Below are 18,570 nucleotides of genomic sequence, written 5' to 3'. Positions count from 1 at the left end.
GCTGTGCCCGGGGCGCCTGCGGCATCCCCGGCCAGGGCCCGGCCGCTCCGTGCCCCGGCCGATGGGGCGGTGGCAGCGGAGACCCCACTGCGTGCTGCATCCGGTGCCACTCCATCTCGTACAACCGTCGTCGGGGCGCCGGCGGACCGGGCGCTACCGAACGGTACCGCCCCCGGCCGCCGTTGTGTGAACGGCCGGGGGCGTCACAAAGTGCCCGTAGCTGAACGAGCGGCGCTATTCGGCCACTTCGCCATAGGCGGCGAGCAGGACCGCGGGGTCGGGGCCCTCCAGCACGGTGGGCTTGCCGAGGCCGTCGAGGACGATGAAGCGCAGCAGGTCGCCGCGGGACTTCTTGTCGACCTTCATGGTCTCCAGGAGCTTGGGCCACTGGTCGTAGCGGTAGCTCAGCGGGAGGCCGACGGACTCCAGGACGGTGCGGTGCCGGTCGGCGGTCGCGTCGTCCAACCGCCCGCCCAGGCGCCCGAGTTCGGCGGCGAAGTGCATGCCCACCGAGACGGCCGCGCCGTGCCGCCACTTGTAGCGCTCGTTCTTCTCGATGGCGTGCGCGAGGGTGTGCCCGTAGTTGAGGATCTCGCGCAGCCCCGACTCCTTCAGGTCTCCGGAGACCACCTCGGCCTTGACCTTGATGGACCGCTCGATCAGCTCGGCCGTGTGCGGGCCGGCCGGGGTGCGGGCGGCCTGCGGGTCCTCCTCGATGAGTTCGAGGATCCGGGGATCGGCGATGAAGCCGGCCTTGATGACCTCGGCGAGGCCGGACACGTAGTCGTTGACCGGGAGGGAGTCGAGCGCGGCCAGGTCGCACAGCACGCCGGCCGGCGGGTGGAAGGAGCCCACCAGGTTCTTGCCCTCGGCGGTGTTGATGCCGGTCTTGCCGCCGACCGCCGCGTCCACCATGCCGAGCACGGTCGTCGGGACGGCGATCCAGCGCACGCCGCGCAGCCAGGTCGCCGCCACGAACCCGGCGAGGTCCGTGCTGGCGCCGCCGCCGACGCCGACGATGACGTCCGAGCGCGTGAAGTGGGACTGCCCGAGGGCCTTCCAGCAGTACGCGGCGACCTCGGCGGTCTTGGCCTCCTCGGCGTTGGGCACCTGGATGGCGATGGCCTCGAAGCCCTGATCGGCCAGGTCCGCGCGCAGCGCCTCACCGGTCTCGGCCAGCGCCTCGGGGTGCACGACGGCCACCCGCTTGGTCCGCTCGCCGATCAACGTGCCCAGTTCGCCGAGGAGTTGGCGGCCCACCAGCACCTCGTACGGATCGGTACCGGCGGTACCGCCGACCTGGATACGGGTCACTTCGTCGCTCATGCCTGCTTCAACTCCAGTGCGTCGAGGACGGCTTGTGCCACCTCGTCGGGGGTACGTCCGTCGGTGGCCACGACCACCCCGGCCACGTCGGTGTACAGATGCCGCCGCGCCTCCATCAACTCCCGCCACTGCTTGCGGGGGTTGACGGCGAGCAGCGGGCGGGCCACGTTCAGGCCGGTCCGCTTCGCGGCTTCCTCGACGTCCATCGAGAGGTAGACGACCCGGTGGCCGGCCAGCAGCGCCCGGGTGTCGGCGTCGAGGACCGCACCGCCGCCCAGGGCGAGGACGCCCGCGTGGTCGGCCAGCGCGGCCGCGACGGCGGCCTTCTCCAGGGCGCGGAACGTCTCCTCGCCCTCGTCGACGAAGATCTCGGCGATGGCGCGGCCCTGCGCGGCGACGATGTCGTCGTCGGTGTCCCGGTAGGCGCAGCCGAGCCGCTCGGCGAGCATGCCGCCCACCGTCGACTTGCCGACGCCCATCGGTCCGACGAGTACGACCTTCGGGGCGGTCACCGGATCTGGAGGTGGTCGAGGTACGAGGTCACGTTGCGCCGCGTCTCGGGCACGCTGTCGCCGCCGAACTTCTCCGCGACCGCGTCCGCGAGGACCAGCGCGACCATCGCCTCGGCGACGATCCCGGCCGCGGGCACCGCGCACACGTCGGAACGCTGGTGGTGCGCCTTGGTGGCCTCGCCGGTGGCGACGTCGATGGTGGCCAGCGCGCGCGGCACGGTCGCGATCGGCTTCATCGCGGCCCGTACGCGCAGCAGTTCACCGGTGGTCAGGCCGCCCTCGGTGCCGCCGGAGCGGCCCGAGGTGCGCCGCACGCCCTCGTCGGTCGCGACGATCTCGTCGTGCGCCTGCGAACCGGGCACGCGGGCCAGGTCGAAGCCGTCGCCGAGCTCGACGCCCTTGATCGCCTGGATGCCCATGAGCGCACCGGCCAGGCGCGCGTCCAGCTTGCGGTCCCAGTGCACGTGCGAGCCGAGGCCCACCGGCACGCCGTACGCGAGGACCTCGACCACGCCGCCGAGGGTGTCACCGTCCTTGTGCGCCTGGTCGATCTCCGCGACCATCGCCTTCGACGCGTCGGCGTCGAGGCAGCGCACCGGGTCGGCATCCAGCTTCTCCACGTCGGAGGGCTTGGGGTACACCCCGTACGGGGCCTTCGCCGCGGCCAGCTCCACGACGTGGGAGACGATCTCGATCCCGGCCGTCTCCTTGAGGTACGAGCGGGCGATCGCACCCAGCGCGACCCGGGCCGCGGTCTCCCGCGCCGAGGCCCGCTCCAGGACCGGCCGCGCCTCGTCGAACCCGTACTTCTGCATGCCGGCGAGGTCCGCGTGGCCGGGCCGGGGCCGGGTCAGCGGGGCGTTGCGGGCGAGGTCCTTGAGGATCTCGGGGTCGACGGGGTCGGCCGCCATGACCTGTTCCCACTTGGGCCACTCGGTGTTGCCCACCATGACCGCGACCGGCGAACCCATCGTGAGCCCGTGCCGGACGCCGCCGAGGAAGGTCACCTCGTCCTGCTCGAACTTCATCCGCGCCCCGCGCCCGTACCCCAGACGCCGCCGGGCAAGGTGGTCCGCCACCATCTGCGTGGTGATCGGAACGCCGGCGGGAAGTCCCTCCAGCGTCGCGACAAGTGCGGGTCCGTGCGACTCCCCCGCGGTCAGCCAGCGCAACCTGCTCAACGGTGCTCCTCATGCTCGCGCTCTGCGTTACGGCTCAGCGGGCGGGACCGGGTGCGCGACCCGGCCCACCGTGTATCCCCCGATCCTCCCATGCCGCGCAGGCCGACCGTTTCCGGTGTCCGGGTTGCGGACGGGTGGTGAGAGGGGGACCACGCTCAGCTCAGGGCCTTCAGCCCCGCCGTCCGCATCGCGTCGAGCACCGGCCGCTTGTCCCCGGTGAACTGCTCGAACTGGAAGACCGCCTGGTGCACCAGCAGGTCGAGCCCGCTGAGCACCGGACCGCCGCGCTCCTGCCAGGCCGCCGCCAGCGGCGTCGGCCACGGGTCGTAGACCACGTCGAAGAGCGTGCCCACCTGAGCGGGCACCGCTGCGGCCAGGTGGTCCGTGCCGCCCTTGGGCGTCGTGGAGATCACCAGGGGTGCCTCGAAGGCGCGCGCCGCGTCCGCCCAGTCGGCGGTGCGGACCCGTACACCGAGCCGCTCGCCCCAGCCGCGCATCTCGTCGGCGCGCTGTTCGCTGCGTACGTAGGCGACGACCTCTCCGGAGCAGATCCGGGCCAGGGCCGCGAGCGCCGAGGACGCCGTGGCTCCGGCGCCCAGGATCGCGGCGGACCCGACCTCGCCCACGCCGCGCTCGCGCAGCGCCGCGACCAGCCCGGGGATGTCGGTGTTGTCGCCGACCTTGCGCCCGTCGGCCGTCAGGACGACGGTGTTCACGGCCTCGACCGACGCCGCGGCGTCGGTGATCTCGTCGAGCAACGGGATCACCGCCCGCTTGAGCGGCATCGTCAGGGACAGCCCGGCCCACTGGGGGCCGAGCCCCGCGAGGAACCCGGGCAGCGCCGCCTCGTCGACGTCGAACCGGTCGTACGTCCACTCGTCGTCCAGACCCAGTGCCCGGTAGGCCGCGTTGTGCAGCTGCGGGGACAGGGAGTGGGCGATGGGCGAGCCGAGCACGGCCGTCCTGTTGTGGGGCTCAGCCACCCTGGCTGTCATTGAACTTGTCCTTCAACCTCTCGAAGTCCGCGTGGCTCTTCGCGAACTCCGTCTTGTTCATGCCGTCCGTCGCGACGAAGTACATCCAGCCGTCCTTCGTCGGGCTGAGCGTCGCGGCGAGCGCCTCGTCACCGGGGTTGTCGATCGGCCCGGGCGGGAGTCCCTTGCGTGTGTAGGTGTTGTACGGGTCCTTGTTGCTGTTGATCTCGGACTCGCCGATGTTGATGTTGCTCTGACCCTTGAGGTAGTTGAAGGTCGAGTCGAACTGCAGCAGCTGGTTGGTCTCCGTGTTGGAGGTCTTGAGGCGGTTGTAGACGACCTCGGCCATCTTGCGGAAGTCCTCGTGCGTCTTGCCCTCGGCCTGGACCAGGCTGCCGACGGTGAGGACCTGCCACGGACTGTCGAGGCCGAGGCTGTTCGCCTTGCCCTCCAGGTCGAGCTGCTCGTACTTCTCGTTCGCCTGGCTGACCATCTGCTTCAGGACGTCCTTGGGCTCCATGCCCTTGGCGGCCGCGTAGCTGGACGGGAAGAGGAAGCCCTCCAGCGGGTCCTTCACGTTGGCGTGGTCGAGCGCCCAGTCGGGCAGCCCGAGGTCCTTGTAGTCCTTCTTCGCCACGTCGGCGGTGGTGCCCTTGCTGAGCTTGAGTTTGGTGTCGATCTGCTCGTACACCCAGGCGTTGCGCCGGCCCTCGGGGATCGTCAGGTTGGCGCGGCTCTTCGGACTCAGCATCAGGTCGACCGCGCTCGCGCCCGACATCTGCTTCTGCAGCAGGTAGGCGCCGGCCTGGATCGTCTTGCCCTGGGGATCGGCCGACTGGGCGGCGACGAAGGCGTCGACGCTCTGGACGACGCCCGCCTCCTTGAGCTTCTGGCCGATGGCGTAGCCGCCGGAGCCCTTGGTGATGACGACGGTGACCGTCTCCCCGTTGCCCTCGCCCGCGTAGTCCGCCGCCGACCCGAAACGGTCCTGGTAGAACTGGTATCCGAAGTAGCCCACACCGCCGACACCGGCCGCGAAGATCACGGTCAGGACCAGGCACGCGCAGCCGCTGCGGCGCTTCTTGGGCTTCTTGCCGCCCCGCCCGCGACGGCCCGCACGGCTGTCGTCCTCGGCGTCGTCCCCGTCGTCGCCACCGTTGAAGAACGCGTGTTCGCCCTGGTCGGGGCCCGCGTCCCACTCGGTCGGCTCCGGTTCGCGCGCGCGGCGGCGGCCCGGCGGCTCGGGCGGGGGGTAGGCGCCCGGGGTGTTGTAGTAGTCCGGCTGTTCGCCGTGGTACGCGGCAGGCCGACCGGTGTGGTACGGGTCCATGGGGTCGTGGCCGTACGGGACCTGACCGGGCGAGCCGGTGTGGTCCCAGCCGCCCTGGCCCTGCTGCCCGCCGGACTCCTGACCGCCGTACGACTCCTGACCGCCGTACGACTGCTGCCCGTAACCGGGGTCCTGCCCGTAACCGGGCTGCTGTCCCGCGCCCCAGTCACCGCCGTACGCCTGCTGCGGCTGCTGAGGGGGGTACTGCCCCTGGCCGCCGTAGGCAGGCTGGCCGGACGCGGCCTGCTGCCCCCACCCCTGGTCCCCGTACAACGGGTCCTCGGGGTGCCACGGTTCGGAGCCTTGGCCCCGGCCATACTCAGTCATCGATCCCCTACAAGCCGCGAGGCGGAAAGGAGCCCATGTCCGGTCAGGAGAGCAACCGTTCCGCCTCTTGATGCTGTGCGGCGGCTGTTCGAACGCCGCCGATCGCGCGGAACGTTACCGTATCGCGATCAGACAACCACTTCGACGCCCTCGCCAGGAGCATTTCCTGACGCCCGTTCGGACTCCAGAGCCTGCTGGAGGATGATGACGGCCGCCGCCTGATCGATGACAGAGCGGCCCTTTTTGGACTTAACGCCAGAGGCGCGCAGGCCCTGGCTGGCCGTCACTGTGGTCATCCTCTCGTCCACGAGCCGCACCGCGACGGGCGCGATGCCCCGCGCCAGCTCCTGAGCGAAGCCGCGGACCTTGACGGCCGCCGGGCCCTCGCCCCCCTTGAGGGAACGAGGGAGTCCGACGACGACCTCGATCGGCTCGTACTCCTCGACGATCTGCCGGAGCCGCCGGTGGGCGGCCGGGACGTCACGCCCCGGCACCGTCTCGACGGGTGTCGCGAGGATCCCGTCGGGGTCGCAGGACGCGACCCCGATCCGGGCGTCCCCGACGTCGATCGCCAGCCGGCGGCCTCGGCGCATCAGTGGGCCGTCTCCCCGACGAGGCGCTCGACGGCGTCGATGGCGTCGCCGATGGCGGCCGGGTTCTGGCCGCCGCCCTGGGCGACGTCCGGCTTGCCGCCGCCTCCGCCGCCGAGGGTCTTGGCGGCGGTGCGGACCAGGTCGCCGGCCTTGAGGCCGCGGTCGCGGGCCGCGTCGTTCGTGGCGATGACCGTGAGCGGCTTGCCGTTGACCGTGGTGAACAGCGCGACGACCGCGGGGCGGCCGCCCTGGATGCGGCCTCGCACGTCGAGGACCAGCTTGCGCAGGTCGTCGGCGGAGGTGCCGTCGGGGACCTGGCCGGTGACGAGCGCGACACCGCGGACGTCCTTGGCGGTCTCGACGAGCCCGGCGGCGGCCTGCAGGACCTTCTCCGCCCGGAACTTCTCGATCTCCTTCTCGGCGTCCTTGAGCTTGCCGAGCATCGACGAGATCTTCTCGGGCAGCTCCTCGGGACGGCCCTTGACCAGCTCCTGGAGCTGGGCGACGACCGTGTGCTCGCGCGCGAGGAAGTTGTACGCGTCGACGCCGACCAGGGCCTCGATGCGTCGCACGCCGGAGCCGATGGAGGACTCGCCGAGCAGCTTCACCAGGCCCAGCTGGGCGGTGTTGTGCACGTGCGTGCCGCCGCACAGCTCCTTGGAGAAGTCGCCGATGGTGACGACGCGCACGCGCTCGCCGTACTTCTCGCCGAACTCGGCGATGGCGCCCTGCTTCTTGGCGTCGTCGATCGACATGACCTCGGCCTGCACGTCGAGCTCGCGCGACAGGACCTCGTTGATCTTCTGCTCGACGTCCGTCATCACGGCCGTGGGCACGGCGGACGGCGAACCGAAGTCGAAGCGGAAGCGGCCCGGCTGGTTCTCCGAACCGGCCTGCGCGGCCGTCGGGCCGAGCGCGTCGCGCAGCGCCTGGTGCGTCAGGTGCGTGGCGGAGTGGGCGCGGGCGATGGCACGGCGGCGGGTCACGTCGATGACGGCCTGCGCCGGAGCGCCCACCGTCACTTCACCTACCTGGACGACACCCTTGTGGACGTACACGCCCGGGACCGGCTTCTGGCAGTCGCGGATCTCGATGACCGCGCCGTTGTCCAGCTTGATGCGGCCGGTGTCGCCGATCTGGCCGCCGCCCTCGGCGTAGAAGGGGGTGCGGTCGAGGACGACCTCGACCTCGTCGCCCTCGGTGGCGGCCGGCGACGACGCGCCGTTCACCAGCAGGCCGACGATCGTCGACTCGCCCGTGGTCGAGGAGTAGCCGATGAAGTCCGTGGCGCCGGCGGCGTCCGCGATCTCGCGGTAGGCGCCCATGTCGGCGTGGCCGGTCTTCTTGGCCTGCGCGTCCGCCTTGGCGCGCTCCCGCTGCTCCTTCATCAGGCGCCGGAAGCCGTCCTCGTCCACGGACAGGCCCTGCTCGGCGGCCATCTCCAGGGTGAGGTCGATCGGGAAGCCCCACGTGTCGTGGAGCAGGAACGCCTTGTCGCCGGCGAGGACCGTCTTCCCCTCGGCCTTGGTCTCGGTGACCGCGGTGTCGAGGATGTTCGTGCCGCCCTTGAGGGCCTTGAGGAACGCGGCCTCCTCGGCGAGGGCGACCGTCTCGATGCGCTTGCGGTCGGTGATGAGCTCCGGGTACTGCTCGCCCATCGTGTCGATGACGACGCCGATCAGGTCGCTGACGACCTGGCCGGTGGCGCCGAGGATGCGCATGTTGCGGATGGCGCGGCGCATGATGCGGCGCAGCACGTAGCCACGGCCCTCGTTGCCGGGGGTCACGCCGTCGCCGATGAGCATCGCGGAGGTACGGATGTGGTCGGCGACCACGCGCAGCGAGACGTCGCTGTCGTGCTTGTCGCCGTAGCGCACCCCGGTCAGCTCGGTGGCCTTGTCCATGACGACGCGCAGGGTGTCCGTCTCGTACATGTTCTGTACGCCCTGCAGGATCATGGCGAGACGTTCGAGGCCGAGACCCGTGTCGATGTTCTGCGACGGCAGGTCGCCGAGGATCTCGAAGTCCTCCTTGCCGATGCCCTGGCCGCGCTCGTACTGCATGAAGACCAGGTTCCAGATCTCCACGTACCGCTCGTCGTTGACGATCGGGCCGCCCTCTTCGCCGAACTCGGGGCCGCGGTCGTAGTTGATCTCGGAGCAGGGACCGCACGGGCCGGGAACGCCCATGGACCAGAAGTTGTCCTTCTTGCCCAGGCGCTGGATGCGCTCCTTGGGCACGCCGACGACCTCGTGCCAGATGCGCTCGGCCTCGTCGTCGTCCAGGTACACGGTGATCCAGAGCTTCTCCGGCTCCAGGCCGTAACCGCCCTTGTCCTGGGGCGTGGTGAGCAGCTCCCAGGCGTACTTGATGGCGCCTTCCTTGAAGTAATCGCCGAAGGAGAAGTTGCCGCACATCTGGAAGAACGTGCCGTGGCGCGTGGTCTTGCCGACCTCTTCGATGTCCGGCGTGCGCACGCACTTCTGCACGCTGGTGGCGCGCGGCGCGGGCGGCTTGACCTCGCCCAGGAAGTACGGCTTGAACGGGACCATGCCCGCGGGGACGAGCAGCAGAGTCGGGTCGTCCGCGATGAGCGACGCCGAGGGCACGACCTTGTGGCCACGCTCCTCGAAGAAGCTCAGCCAGCGGCGACGGATTTCAGCCGACTCCATCAGTGGTCCTCATTCCGATTGTTGTACGCGTTGTACTCGATGGGCTTGGGGTGCTTGGTGTTCTCGATGACCGCGAAGCGGCGCTGCGCGGGCAGTTCGGGGTCGCCGGGCTCGCTCAGGCCCAGCGCGTCGCCGAGTTGGGCCTCGCGCTCGGCCATGTTGTCGCGCACGTCGAGGGCGAAGTCCTTGAGTCTGTGGCCCGCTTCGACCGCCTTGTTGGCGGCCTGGGCGGCCAGGCTCTCGGGGGTCAGCTGCTTGATCTTGCGGTTGACCTTGGTGGTGGCCCACACGCCGGCGGCGGCGCCCGCGGTGAACCAGAACGTACGGCGGAACATCGCTGGGTCAGTCCCTCTTATTCCGGTTGGCCCGCTTGGCGCGGCGTGCCTGCGGCATCTGGCGCCCCACGATCACGGTACGACGGGTCTCCTTGACGGGCACGTCCTTGGTGCGGCCGCCGATGGCCCGCCGCACCCCGTACCCGAAGGCGGCGACCTTGACCAGCGGGCCGCCGAAGGTGGAGGCCACGGTGGAGGAGAGCGCCGATGCGTTCGACGTGACTTCCTGGACGTCCGAGGCGATGGAGTCGACCCGGTCGATCTGGGTCTGTGCGGAGCGCACCGCGACGGAGGCGTCGGCGAGCAGCGGAACGGCCTGTTCGGTCACGTCCGAGACCAGCTTGGTGGTCGCCCTGAGCGTCTGGGCCAGCCTCGCGAGCGCTACTGCGAGGAAGGAGACCAGGATCGCCCAGAAGACAGCCACCAGGATCCCGGCCACCTCTCCACCGGACACTTGGCACCGCTCCCTGTCGCCGCTGCTGAACATCGAAAAGTCGTCCCCCGAGCCTATCGCGCCCCGCCCCGCACTCCGTACCGCATTCCGCCTCCGCGTGGGGGCACTTCGGCCGGACCGATTGTACGGACTGCGTACGGATGAGTACGCTCCGTACCTCATGCGACGCTCCCTGCGCCCCGAAGCCGTACCTGCCGGTCCCCCACGTCCCGGCAATCTCCCCCATGAACTGAACCGCTTCGTCGGCCGGGCCGCCGAACTCCGTGCCCTGCAAGGGGCGCTGGCGGACGCGCGGCTGATCACGGTCACCGGCGTCGGCGGTGTCGGCAAGTCCCGGTTCGCCGCCCACGCGGCCGCCGGCGCCCCCGCGTCCCTGCGCAGGGACGGCGTGTGGCGGGTGGAACTGGCCACGGTGCGCCAGCCGGAGCTGGTCGAGTACGCCGTCGCGGAGTGCCTGGGCCTGACCGATCACACGACGCGCCCGCCGCGCCAGGTCCTGGTCGACCACCTCACCGAGCGCCAACTCGTGCTCGTCGTCGACGGGTTCGAGCACCTCGTGGACGCGTGCGCCTCCCTCGTACGCGACTTGCTGCGGGCCGCGCCCGGTCTGCGGGTCGTCGCGGTGGGCCGCAGGCCGCTGGCGCTGGAGGGCGAGCGGCTGTTCCCGCTGTCGCCCCTGACGGCGCAGGACGCGGCCGAGCTGTTCGCGGACCGGGCATCGGCGCTGCTGCCCGGTTTCCGCCTGGCCGACGGCCATCTCGTCGACGTCCTCGAGGTGTGCCGGCGTCTGGACTGCCTGCCCCTCGCGGTGGAGCTGGCGGCCGGGCGGCTGCAGGCCCTGTCGCCGGCACAGCTGATGGAGCGGCTCGACGACCGGTTCCGGCTGCTGACGGGCGGCGGCCGCGACGCACTGCCGCGCCACCAGACGCTGCGCACGACGATCGGCTGGAGCCACGAGCTGTGCACGGCGCAGGAGCGGCTGCTGTGGGCGCGGCTCTCGGTGTTCTCCGGGCAGTTCGACCTGGAGGCGGCCGAGTACATCTGCAGCGGCGAGGGCCTGCACGCGGACGCGGTCCTCGAGGTGCTGCACGAGCTCCTGGCGCAGTCCGTGGTGATCCGCGAGGAGTCACCGGCCGGGGTGCGCTACCGGATGCTGGACACGGTGCGGGCCTACGGCGCGGAGTGGCTGGAGCACCTCGGCGACAGCCGGCGGATGCGGCGCCGGCACCGCGACTGGTACATGGGCCTTGCGACCTGGTGCGAGCTGGACTGGTTCTCGCCGCGGCAGGGCGAGGTGGCGGCCCGGATCGACGCGGAGCTGTCCAATCTGCGGGCCGCCCTGGAGTTCTGCCTGACCGAGCCGGGCGAGACGCATCTGGGGCAGTACCTGGCGGGCACGTTGTGGTTCTACTGGGCGGGCTGCGGCCGGCTGGCGGAGGGCAGGCACTGGCTCGAACGCAGCGTGTCGCTGGACTGCGACCCGGGGGAAGGCGACGACGCCGAGTACGGGTCGTCCCGCCTGAAGGCGCTGTGGGTGCTCGGCTACGTGGCGATCCTGCAGGGCGACGCCGTGCCCGCCCTGGCGGCGCTGCAGGAGTGCCACGACGACGCGCAGCACGACGGCGACGCGACGGCGCTGGCGTACGCCGTGCACCGCACCGGCTGTCTGGCCCTGGTCACGGACGATCTGCCGCGTGCCGAGCAGCTGCTGCGCACGGCGCTCGCCCGCTACCGCGAGATCGGCGAGCTCAACAGCAACGTGCTGATGGGGCAGGTCGAGCTGGCGATGGCGATGGCGTTCCAGGGGGATCTGGCGCAGGCCGTGGCGCTGTGCGAGGACGTGCAGCAGGTGTGCGAGGACCACGGCGAGCGCTGGACCAGGGCCTACGCGCTCTATGTCCTGGCGTACGCGGCGTGGGACAGGGGCGACCCGGCGGGGGCCCGGCGTCTCCTTCGGGAGTGCCTGGGCATTGACCACGAGTTCCACGACCTGCTGGGCACGGTGCTCGCGGTGGAGCTGCTCGCGCTGGTGACGCTGGTGGAGGGGGACGCCGCGGAGGCCGCGGTGCTGCAAGGGGCGGCGGCCCGGATCTGGCCGTCGGTCGGGCTGCCGCTGTTCGGCTCGGAGCACTACAACGGGCCGCACCGGCTGTGCGAGACGCGGGCCCGCGAGGCCCTCGGCGACGTCCGGTTCGACGAACTGGCGCGCGCGGGCGAGCGGCTCGGCCACGACGAGGCCGTGGCCAGGGCGCTCGGCCGGGGCGAGCGCCAGATCGTGGCGACGCACGTGCCGCGTCCGGCGCGGGCGAGCACCCCGGGAAAGCGAGAACCCGCCGCCTCCCCCACCGCGAACGGCGGGGAGACGACGGGCTGAAACGCAGGGTGAGCTACGTCCGCTGGTCGGTCAGCGGGCGTAGTACTCGACGACGAGCTGCTCGTCGCAGATCACGGGGATCTCCTTGCGGTTCGGGTCGCGGTCCAGGCGGAAGGCCAGGGCCTTCAGGTTCACCTGGAGGTAACGCGGGGTCTCGCCGTCGGCGGCGAAGCCACCCTCACGGGCAACCTCGAACAGCGGCTTCTGACGGCTGCGCTCGCGGACCATCACGACGTCGTCGGGACGGACGCGGAACGACGGCTTGTCGACCTTGTTGCCGTTGACCTCGATGTGGCCGTGGACGACCATCTGGCGGGCCTGGTAGATCGTGCGGGCGATGCCCGAACGCAGAACCAGGGCGTCGAGACGACGCTCCAGCTCGATGACCAGGGCCTCACCGGTCTTGCCCTGCGTCTTGGCGGCACGCTCGTAGGCGCGGACGAGCTGACGCTCGGACACGTCGTACTGCGCGCGCAGACGCTGCTTCTCGAGCAGACGGACCTTGTAGTCCGAGTTCTGCTTGCGGCCGCGGCCGTGCTCGCCCGGCGGGTAGGGGCGGGCCTCGAAGTACTTGACGGCCTTCGGGGTCAGCGCGATGCCGAGGGCACGCGACTTCTTGACCTTGGGGCGGGACTGGTTCGGCATGAACCAAACACCTCGTGTTTCTGATGCGAATACGGCTTCACCAGGGTTAGGGGAGGTCGCATCCGCAGCCCGGGAAACCCTTCCCGTCCTGACGGACGGGGCGGGCAGCCGCTCCTGGGTCTGGGCACATACGTGCAGCACGCGAGTGGCCCACCGACCGATTCCCGCAAGACCGGGAGGGTGGTGGGCTGCCCGCGACACCTTCGACGGTGCGCGACGCTCCTGGATCCCCTTGCCTTACGGTGTGGGGGTTCCGGCTGAATGTCCCGCTCTGGTGGTGCCGGTCTCCCTTTCGGGACCCCGGGCACGGGACGCAGCTCGCAGAAGTCTACCGGACTCAGCTGGGGCAGGTCGCCAGCAGGTCCTGGAGGGCCAGCTTCTCCGGGGCGGTCACGGTCAGCCGGTACTTGTGCTTGATGCCGGTCCAGCGGCGTCCGTACTCGCACCAGTAGGCACGGTTCGGCGGTTTCCACTTGTCCGGGGTCTGGCTGCTCTTCTCGTAGTTCGTCGCCTTGTCCGCGGCGAGCAGCACATCGAGGTCGTTGGCGTACGTGAGCCGCTGCTGCGGGGTCCAGGCCCAGGCCCCGGCCCGCCATGCGGCGCCGAGCGCGACGACGTGGTCGCTCTGGATCTGGGAGGCGCGGCGGTAGTAGTACGGCAGGTCCTTGCCGGTGTACGGGTCGTGCAGGGTGCCGGAGAGCACGACGCAGGGGTTGCGGTCGCCTTCGCGCAGGTCGCTCAGGTCACGCCGCAGGACGTCGTCGCGGGTGTCGCACCCGTTGCGTCCGCCCGGGGCGTCGACGGCGTCGCTCCAGCCGTCCCCGAAGGCGCTGCGCTGGTACGTCTCCCAGTTCTTGCCCCACGCGACGGTGAGGGCGGCGAGCTGGTCCCGGGCCTGCGCGGCGCTCGGTGGGAAGCCCTTGCTCGCGAGCGAGGGGGACGGCGTGGGGGTGGGGGTCGCCGGTTTCGAGGCGGCTGCCGACGACGGCGCGGGGCTGCGCCGGGCGTCGGCCCGGTCGAGCTGGGGCGGCGTGCAGGCCACGGCGCAGGCCATGACGAGCAGCGCCCCCGTGGCCCCCCGGCGGACCGGCCTGCGCATACGGTCGAGAGTAAGCGGGTCGGCCCGTGGCGGCGCGGGGAAGGGGTCAGCCGCCGGACTCGCCGCGCAGCCTCTCCCGGACCCGCTCCACGACGTCCGCGTACCGCGCCTCCGCGCCGTAGCGCGTCGGCTCGTAATAGCGTCGCCCGGCGATCGCGTCCGGCGCGTACTGCTGGGCCGCGATGCCGCCGGGCACGTCGTGCGGGTACACGTAGCCCTGTGCGTGGCCGAGCTTGGCGGCGCCCTTGTAGTGGCCGTCGCGCAGGTGCGGCGGGACCGGGCCCGCGAGGCCCTTGCGGACGTCCTCCATGGCGGCTCCGATCGCTGTCGTCGCCGCGTTCGACTTCGGGGCCAGGGCGAGGGCGATCGTGGCGTGGCTGAGGGTGAGGGCGGCCTCCGGGAAGCCGATCATGGCGACGGCCTGGGCGGCGGCGACCGCGGTGGGCAGGGCCGTCGGGTCGGCGAGGCCGATGTCTTCGCTGGCCGAGATCATCAGGCGGCGGGCGATGAAGCGCGGGTCCTCGCCGGCCTCGATCATGCGGGCCAGATAGTGCAGCGCCGCATCCACGTCCGAGCCGCGGATGGACTTGATCAGGGCGCTCGCGACGTCGTAGTGCTGGTCCCCGTCCCGGTCGTACTTGACCGCCGCCCGGTTCACCGTCTCCTCGACGCTTTCGAGGCTGATGGCCGCCTCGCCCTTGTCGAGGGCGGCGCCGGCCGCCGCTTCCAGGGCCGTCAGCGCGCGGCGCGCGTCACCGCCCGCGACCCGCAGCAGGTGCTCCTCGGCGTCCTCGTCGAGCGTGAGGGCCTCGCCCAGGCCCCGCTCCTCGGCGAGTGCCCGGGCCAGCAGGCCCCTGAGGTCGTCGTCCGTGAGCGGTTCGAGGGTGAGCAGGAGGGAGCGGGACAGCAGGGGGGAGATCACCGAGAAGTACGGGTTCTCCGTGGTCGCCGCGATCAGCGTCACCCAGCGGTTCTCCACGGCGGGCAGCAGCGAGTCCTGCTGGGCCTTGCTGAAGCGGTGGATCTCGTCGAGGAAGAGGACGGTCTCCTTGCCGTGGCCGCCCATCGCGCGGCGTGCGCCCTCGATGACGGCCCGTACTTCCTTGACGCCGGCGGTGATCGCGGAGAGCTCCACGAACCGCTTGTTCGTCGCCTTCGAGACCACGTAGGCCAAGGTCGTCTTGCCGGTGCCCGGCGGGCCCCAGAGGATCACCGAGGACACCCCGGCCGGGCCCGAGCCGCCCTCGCCGACGAGGCGGCGCAGCGGCGAGCCCTGCTTCAACAGGTGCTGCTGGCCGACGACTTCGTCGAGGGTGCGCGGGCGCATCCGGACGGCCAGGGGGCTCGCGGACGGGTCCTTCTCCTGGCGGTCTTCGGCTGCGGCGGTGAACAGGTCGGGCTCCACGGGGAAAACCCTATGTCACCCCACTGACAACCAGGTCGGCGCCGGTCAGGCCCAGAGCTTGTCGCCCCAGCGCGTGAAGATCAGTACGGCGATGATGCCGATGTGCACGACGGGCAGCGCCCAGGTGAAGTCCGCGAAGAACGTCTTGAGCCAGCGCGGGGCCGGCAGGAAGTCGTTGCGGATGTTGGACGACGTCACGTACCAGAACATCAGGATGGTGGCGACCCAGGCCAGGCAGCACCACAGGCACAGCGCGTTGATCCGGTACAGGGACTGGAACTGCAGCCACGTCACGAAGCCGACGCCGAACAGGCAGCCCGCGTTGAGGACCAGCCAGTACCAGCGCGGGAAGCGGGCGCGGGCGAGAAGGCTCATGCCGACGCAGATCACGACGGCGTAGGCCGCCAGACCCAGCATCGGGTTCGGGAAGCCGAAGACCGCCGCCTGGTCGCTCTTCATGATGCTGCCGCAGGAGATGACCGGGTTGATCGAGCAGCCCGGCGTGAAGTTCGGGTCCTCGAGGAGCTTGAACTTGTCCAGGGTGATGACCCAGGACGCGAGCAGACCCGCCGCTCCGGTGATCACGAGGAGCAGTCCGAATCCGCGGCTGCCGCCGACGGAGCGCGCAGCGGCCTCGCCACCGGATTCGCGGGAGACGCTGTCGCTTGCTGTGGTCGTCTTGCTCATCACGCCGATCCGTAAGTGAGGTGTGGGGCCTGCGGGCACGGTCATTGTGCCGTACGGGCGCGGGTGTCCACCGTTCGATGGACATAAGCGTGTACGCCCGTAGGTCCCCGGACATCCGCAGCGGCGCGACGCTTGTCGGCATGACGACAACGACAGCTGGGGCCGAACTCGCGGTGGATGTACGGGGGTTGCGCAAACGGTACGGGGACGTGACCGCGGTCGACGGACTGGATCTGACGATCGGTACCGGAGAGGTGTTCGGTCTGCTCGGCCCGAACGGGGCGGGCAAGTCCACGACCGTGGAGATCCTGCAGGGCAACAGGGACCGGGACGAGGGCACGGTCCGCGTGCTGGGGTCGGATCCGAGCAGCGCAGGCCGCCGCTGGCGTGCGCGGGTCGGGATCGTGTGGCAGGACGAGTCGGCGCCCACGGAGCTGACGGTGCGCGAGACCGTACGGCACTACGCGCGCTACTACCCGCGGCCGCGCGACCCCGACCGGGTGATCGGGCTCGTGGGCCTGGAGAAGAAGGCGAACGCGCGGATCAAGGCCCTGTCGGGCGGGCAGCGGCGCCGGCTGGACGTGGCGCTCGGGGTGATCGGCGATCCGGAGCTGCTGCTCCTGGACGAGCCGACGACCGGCTTCGACCCGGCCGCGCGCCGTCAGTTCTGGGACCTGATCCGGATGCTCGCCGACGAGGGCACGACGATCCTGCTGACCACGCACTATCTGGAGGAGGCGGAGGCGCTCGCCCAGCGCCTGGCGATCGTCTCGGCGGGCCGCGTCGTCGCCGAGGGCGCGCCGGCCGAACTGCGCCGGCGCCACGGCACCGAGGCCACCGTCGAGTGGACCGAGCCGGACGGTGTCCGGCGCGGCGAGCGCACCGCGACGCCGACGCGCACGATCGCCGGGCTGATGCACCGCTTCGACGGCGAGATACCCGGCCTGACGGTCGGCCGCCCCACTCTGGAGGACGTCTACCTCCGCCTCACCGGACAGGAGACGCAGCGATGACGACCACGACCGTCACCAGGGCCGGGGAGCGCACCTGCGAACGGCTGCCCGGGGCCTGGCAGTTGGGGCTGCTGCGCGGTGGCCTGGAGCTCAAGCAGTTCTTCCGCCAGCGCGAACAGGTGGTGTTCACCTTCGCCTTCCCGGTGGTCTTCCTCTTCCTGTTCGCGTCGATCTTCAGCGACGACGTGCAGGGGGCGGGCATCAGCGCGTCCCAGTTGTACGTGCCCGGGATGATGGCGGCGGGCATCATGTCGACCAGTTTCCAGTCGCTGGGCATCTCGATCGCGATCGAGCGCGACGAGAGGGTGCTGCGGCGGCTGCGCGGCACCCCGATGCCCCCGGCCTCGTACTTCCTCGGGAAGGTCTGGCTCGTGCTGGTCACGGGCCTGCTGGAGACGGCTGTCCTGCTGGTCGTCGGTACGACGGTCTACGACGTCGAGCTGCCGACGGACGCGGGCAGGTGGGCCGCGTTCACCTGGCTGTTCGTCCTCGGCATCACGGCGTGCGCGCTGCTCGGCATCGCGATCAGCTCCGTTCCCCGCTCCGGCAGGAGCGCGACGTCCGTGGTCGTCCTGCCCTTCCTGGTGCTGCAGTTCATCTCCGGCGTCTACATCTCGGTCGACACCATCCCGGACTGGATGCTCAACATCGGGGCGCTCTTCCCGCTGAAGTGGCTGTGCCAGGGGCTGCGCGGGGTCTTCCTGCCGGAGTCGGCGAACGTCCTGGAACAGACGGGCAGTTGGGAATTCGGCAAGGCGGCCCTGGTGCTCGGCGCGTGGTGCGTCGGAGGATTGGTGCTGTGCCTGCTGACTTTCCGGTGGAAAAACCGGCGCGACGGGTGAACGAGCGGACCGCACCGCGTGGAGCACACGTCTGGGACCGGACCTTCCGGCTCTGGGACACGTACTTCGCGACGGTGTGGCTGGCCACGGTGGTGTTCGTGCTCGGCACGGCGCAGCCGCAGTGGCCCGTCCGGCTGGCGGCCGGGGGCCTGCTCGTCCTGCTCGTTCCCTGGTATCTCGCCTACGGACGCGCCCAGTTGATGTCGGAGGGCGCGGACCAGCAGCGCACGCTCGTCTATCTCGTGGGGGCGGTGGTGTTGTTCCTGCCGCCGGGCGTCCTGGTCGGCGAGACCCGCCTGATGACGTTCGCGCTGGTGCCGCAGTGCTTCATCGCGCTGCGGTACCGGCGGGCGCTGATCGCGGTGACGGTCATCAACATCACGCCGGTGGTGGGCTGGGCGCTGCTGTGGGGCAAGAGCGGCCAGGACCTCTTCTTCAACGCAATGTTCGCCGTCGTGACGCTCGTCTTCTCCGCAGCCGTCGGTGGCTGGGTGATGCGCATCATGGAGCAGAGCCAGGGACGGGCCGAGCTGATCGCGGAGTTGGACGCGAGCCGCGAGGAGATCGCGCGCCTGTCCGCGGACCGGGGCGCGCTCGCCGAGCGGGAGCGGATGTCCCGGGAGATCCACGACACGCTCGCCCAGGGCTTCACCAGCGTGCTGATGCTCATCCAGGCCGTGGACGCCGAGCTGGCGCACGACGTGCCGCAGGCCCGCCGGCACCTCGCGCTCATGGCCGACACCGCGCGGCGCAACCTCGCGGAGGCCCGCGCCCTGGTCGCGGGCGGCGCCCCGGCCGACC

General features: G+C 71.0%; 17 protein-coding genes. 4 read left to right on the top strand and 13 right to left on the bottom strand.

Annotated features, from left to right (window positions below):
• Window positions 1-234: 234 nt before the first annotated feature.
• From aroB to G3I40_RS31960, 9 genes are all read right to left on the bottom strand, one after another.
• Complete coding sequence (aroB, locus tag G3I40_RS32000; protein WP_164306115.1) at window positions 235-1,326, bottom strand: 3-dehydroquinate synthase; 1,092 nt, start codon at window positions 1,324-1,326, stop codon at window positions 235-237.
• Window positions 1,323-1,838, bottom strand: coding sequence for a shikimate kinase (locus tag G3I40_RS31995; RefSeq protein WP_343245078.1), 516 nt, complete (start codon window positions 1,836-1,838; stop codon window positions 1,323-1,325). Before G3I40_RS31995 ends, aroB begins: the two co-directional genes overlap by 4 nt.
• Window positions 1,835-3,019: a chorismate synthase gene (aroC, locus tag G3I40_RS31990; protein WP_164306114.1), complete on the bottom strand. Its 1,185-nt coding sequence runs from the start codon at window positions 3,017-3,019 to the stop codon at window positions 1,835-1,837. Before aroC ends, G3I40_RS31995 begins: the two co-directional genes overlap by 4 nt.
• Before the next feature lie 155 nt (window positions 3,020-3,174).
• Window positions 3,175-4,002, bottom strand: coding sequence for a shikimate dehydrogenase (locus tag G3I40_RS31985; RefSeq protein ID WP_343245077.1), 828 nt, complete (start codon window positions 4,000-4,002; stop codon window positions 3,175-3,177).
• Window positions 3,995-5,650 carry an endolytic transglycosylase MltG gene (gene mltG / locus G3I40_RS31980; protein ID WP_164306112.1) on the bottom strand — a complete coding sequence of 552 codons (1,656 nt, stop codon included), beginning with the start codon at window positions 5,648-5,650 and terminating at the stop codon, window positions 3,995-3,997. The genes G3I40_RS31985 and mltG overlap by 8 nt, the downstream gene beginning before the upstream one ends.
• A 128-nt stretch (window positions 5,651-5,778) precedes the next feature.
• Window positions 5,779-6,243: a Holliday junction resolvase RuvX gene (gene ruvX, locus G3I40_RS31975; protein ID WP_164306111.1), complete on the bottom strand. Its 465-nt coding sequence runs from the start codon at window positions 6,241-6,243 to the stop codon at window positions 5,779-5,781.
• A complete protein-coding gene (gene alaS, locus G3I40_RS31970; RefSeq protein ID WP_164306110.1) occupies window positions 6,243-8,915 on the bottom strand; it encodes an alanine--tRNA ligase in 2,673 nt (890 codons plus the stop codon). The genes ruvX and alaS overlap by 1 nt, the downstream gene beginning before the upstream one ends.
• Window positions 8,915-9,250 carry a DUF6167 family protein gene (locus G3I40_RS31965; protein WP_164306109.1) on the bottom strand — a complete coding sequence of 112 codons (336 nt, stop codon included), beginning with the start codon at window positions 9,248-9,250 and terminating at the stop codon, window positions 8,915-8,917. The genes alaS and G3I40_RS31965 overlap by 1 nt, the downstream gene beginning before the upstream one ends.
• A 7-nt stretch (window positions 9,251-9,257) precedes the next feature.
• Window positions 9,258-9,704, bottom strand: coding sequence for a DUF948 domain-containing protein (locus G3I40_RS31960; RefSeq protein WP_164306108.1), 447 nt, complete (start codon window positions 9,702-9,704; stop codon window positions 9,258-9,260).
• Between the two features lie 160 nt (window positions 9,705-9,864).
• On the opposite strand from G3I40_RS31960, the gene G3I40_RS31955 reads away from it, so the two are divergent.
• Complete coding sequence (locus tag G3I40_RS31955; protein ID WP_164306107.1) at window positions 9,865-12,078, top strand: AAA family ATPase; 2,214 nt, start codon at window positions 9,865-9,867, stop codon at window positions 12,076-12,078.
• Between the two features lie 30 nt (window positions 12,079-12,108).
• Here G3I40_RS31955 and rpsD read toward each other — a convergent pair whose 3' ends face one another.
• The 4 genes from rpsD to G3I40_RS31935 all read right to left on the bottom strand — a co-directional run bounded on the left by rpsD (window position 12,109) and on the right by G3I40_RS31935 (window position 15,914).
• On the bottom strand, window positions 12,109-12,723 hold the full coding sequence (gene rpsD / locus G3I40_RS31950) for a 30S ribosomal protein S4 (RefSeq protein ID WP_164306106.1): 615 nt from the start codon (window positions 12,721-12,723) through the stop codon (window positions 12,109-12,111).
• A gap of 337 nt (window positions 12,724-13,060) precedes the next feature.
• On the bottom strand, window positions 13,061-13,822 hold the full coding sequence (locus G3I40_RS31945) for an HNH endonuclease family protein (protein ID WP_239092057.1): 762 nt from the start codon (window positions 13,820-13,822) through the stop codon (window positions 13,061-13,063).
• Window positions 13,823-13,868: 46 nt separating this feature from the next.
• Window positions 13,869-15,227: a replication-associated recombination protein A gene (locus G3I40_RS31940; RefSeq protein WP_164306105.1), complete on the bottom strand. Its 1,359-nt coding sequence runs from the start codon at window positions 15,225-15,227 to the stop codon at window positions 13,869-13,871.
• Between the two features lie 45 nt (window positions 15,228-15,272).
• Window positions 15,273-15,914 carry a vitamin K epoxide reductase family protein gene (locus G3I40_RS31935; RefSeq protein ID WP_203645167.1) on the bottom strand — a complete coding sequence of 214 codons (642 nt, stop codon included), beginning with the start codon at window positions 15,912-15,914 and terminating at the stop codon, window positions 15,273-15,275.
• Between the two features lie 140 nt (window positions 15,915-16,054).
• Here G3I40_RS31935 and G3I40_RS31930 point away from each other — a divergent pair, with 140 nt between their 5' ends.
• From G3I40_RS31930 to G3I40_RS31920, 3 genes are all read left to right on the top strand, one after another.
• Window positions 16,055-16,927, top strand: coding sequence for an ABC transporter ATP-binding protein (locus G3I40_RS31930; protein WP_164306103.1), 873 nt, complete (start codon window positions 16,055-16,057; stop codon window positions 16,925-16,927).
• Entirely contained in the window at window positions 16,924-17,769 is an 846-nt protein-coding gene (locus G3I40_RS31925) for an ABC transporter permease (protein WP_164306102.1), read from the top strand. Before G3I40_RS31930 ends, G3I40_RS31925 begins: the two co-directional genes overlap by 4 nt.
• The coding region (locus G3I40_RS31920) for a histidine kinase (protein ID WP_164306101.1) at window positions 17,766-18,570 on the top strand (805 nt) is incomplete at its 3' end. The genes G3I40_RS31925 and G3I40_RS31920, both read left to right, overlap by 4 nt.

Source organism: Streptomyces sp. SID14478 (assembly GCF_010548525.1).
GTDB lineage: Bacteria > Actinomycetota > Actinomycetes > Streptomycetales > Streptomycetaceae > Streptomyces.
The sequence above is the reverse complement of the archived record's forward strand: the minus strand, read 5'-3'. Positions and strand labels throughout refer to the sequence as shown.

Coding starts and splice junctions, on each gene's coding strand:
- aroB (WP_164306115.1), bottom strand. CDS start 1,326: ATGAGCGACGAAGTGACCCGTATCCAGGTCGGCGGTACCGCCGGTACC.
- G3I40_RS31930 (WP_164306103.1), top strand. CDS start 16,055: ATGACGACAACGACAGCTGGGGCCGAACTCGCGGTGGATGTACGGGGG.
- G3I40_RS31925 (WP_164306102.1), top strand. CDS start 16,924: ATGACGACCACGACCGTCACCAGGGCCGGGGAGCGCACCTGCGAACGG.
- ruvX (WP_164306111.1), bottom strand. CDS start 6,243: ATGCGCCGAGGCCGCCGGCTGGCGATCGACGTCGGGGACGCCCGGATC.
- mltG (WP_164306112.1), bottom strand. CDS start 5,650: ATGACTGAGTATGGCCGGGGCCAAGGCTCCGAACCGTGGCACCCCGAG.
- G3I40_RS31955 (WP_164306107.1), top strand. CDS start 9,865: ATGCGACGCTCCCTGCGCCCCGAAGCCGTACCTGCCGGTCCCCCACGT.
- G3I40_RS31935 (WP_203645167.1), bottom strand. CDS start 15,914: ATGAGCAAGACGACCACAGCAAGCGACAGCGTCTCCCGCGAATCCGGT.
- G3I40_RS31965 (WP_164306109.1), bottom strand. CDS start 9,250: ATGTTCCGCCGTACGTTCTGGTTCACCGCGGGCGCCGCCGCCGGCGTG.
- G3I40_RS31945 (WP_239092057.1), bottom strand. CDS start 13,822: ATGCGCAGGCCGGTCCGCCGGGGGGCCACGGGGGCGCTGCTCGTCATG.
- rpsD (WP_164306106.1), bottom strand. CDS start 12,723: ATGCCGAACCAGTCCCGCCCCAAGGTCAAGAAGTCGCGTGCCCTCGGC.
- alaS (WP_164306110.1), bottom strand. CDS start 8,915: ATGGAGTCGGCTGAAATCCGTCGCCGCTGGCTGAGCTTCTTCGAGGAG.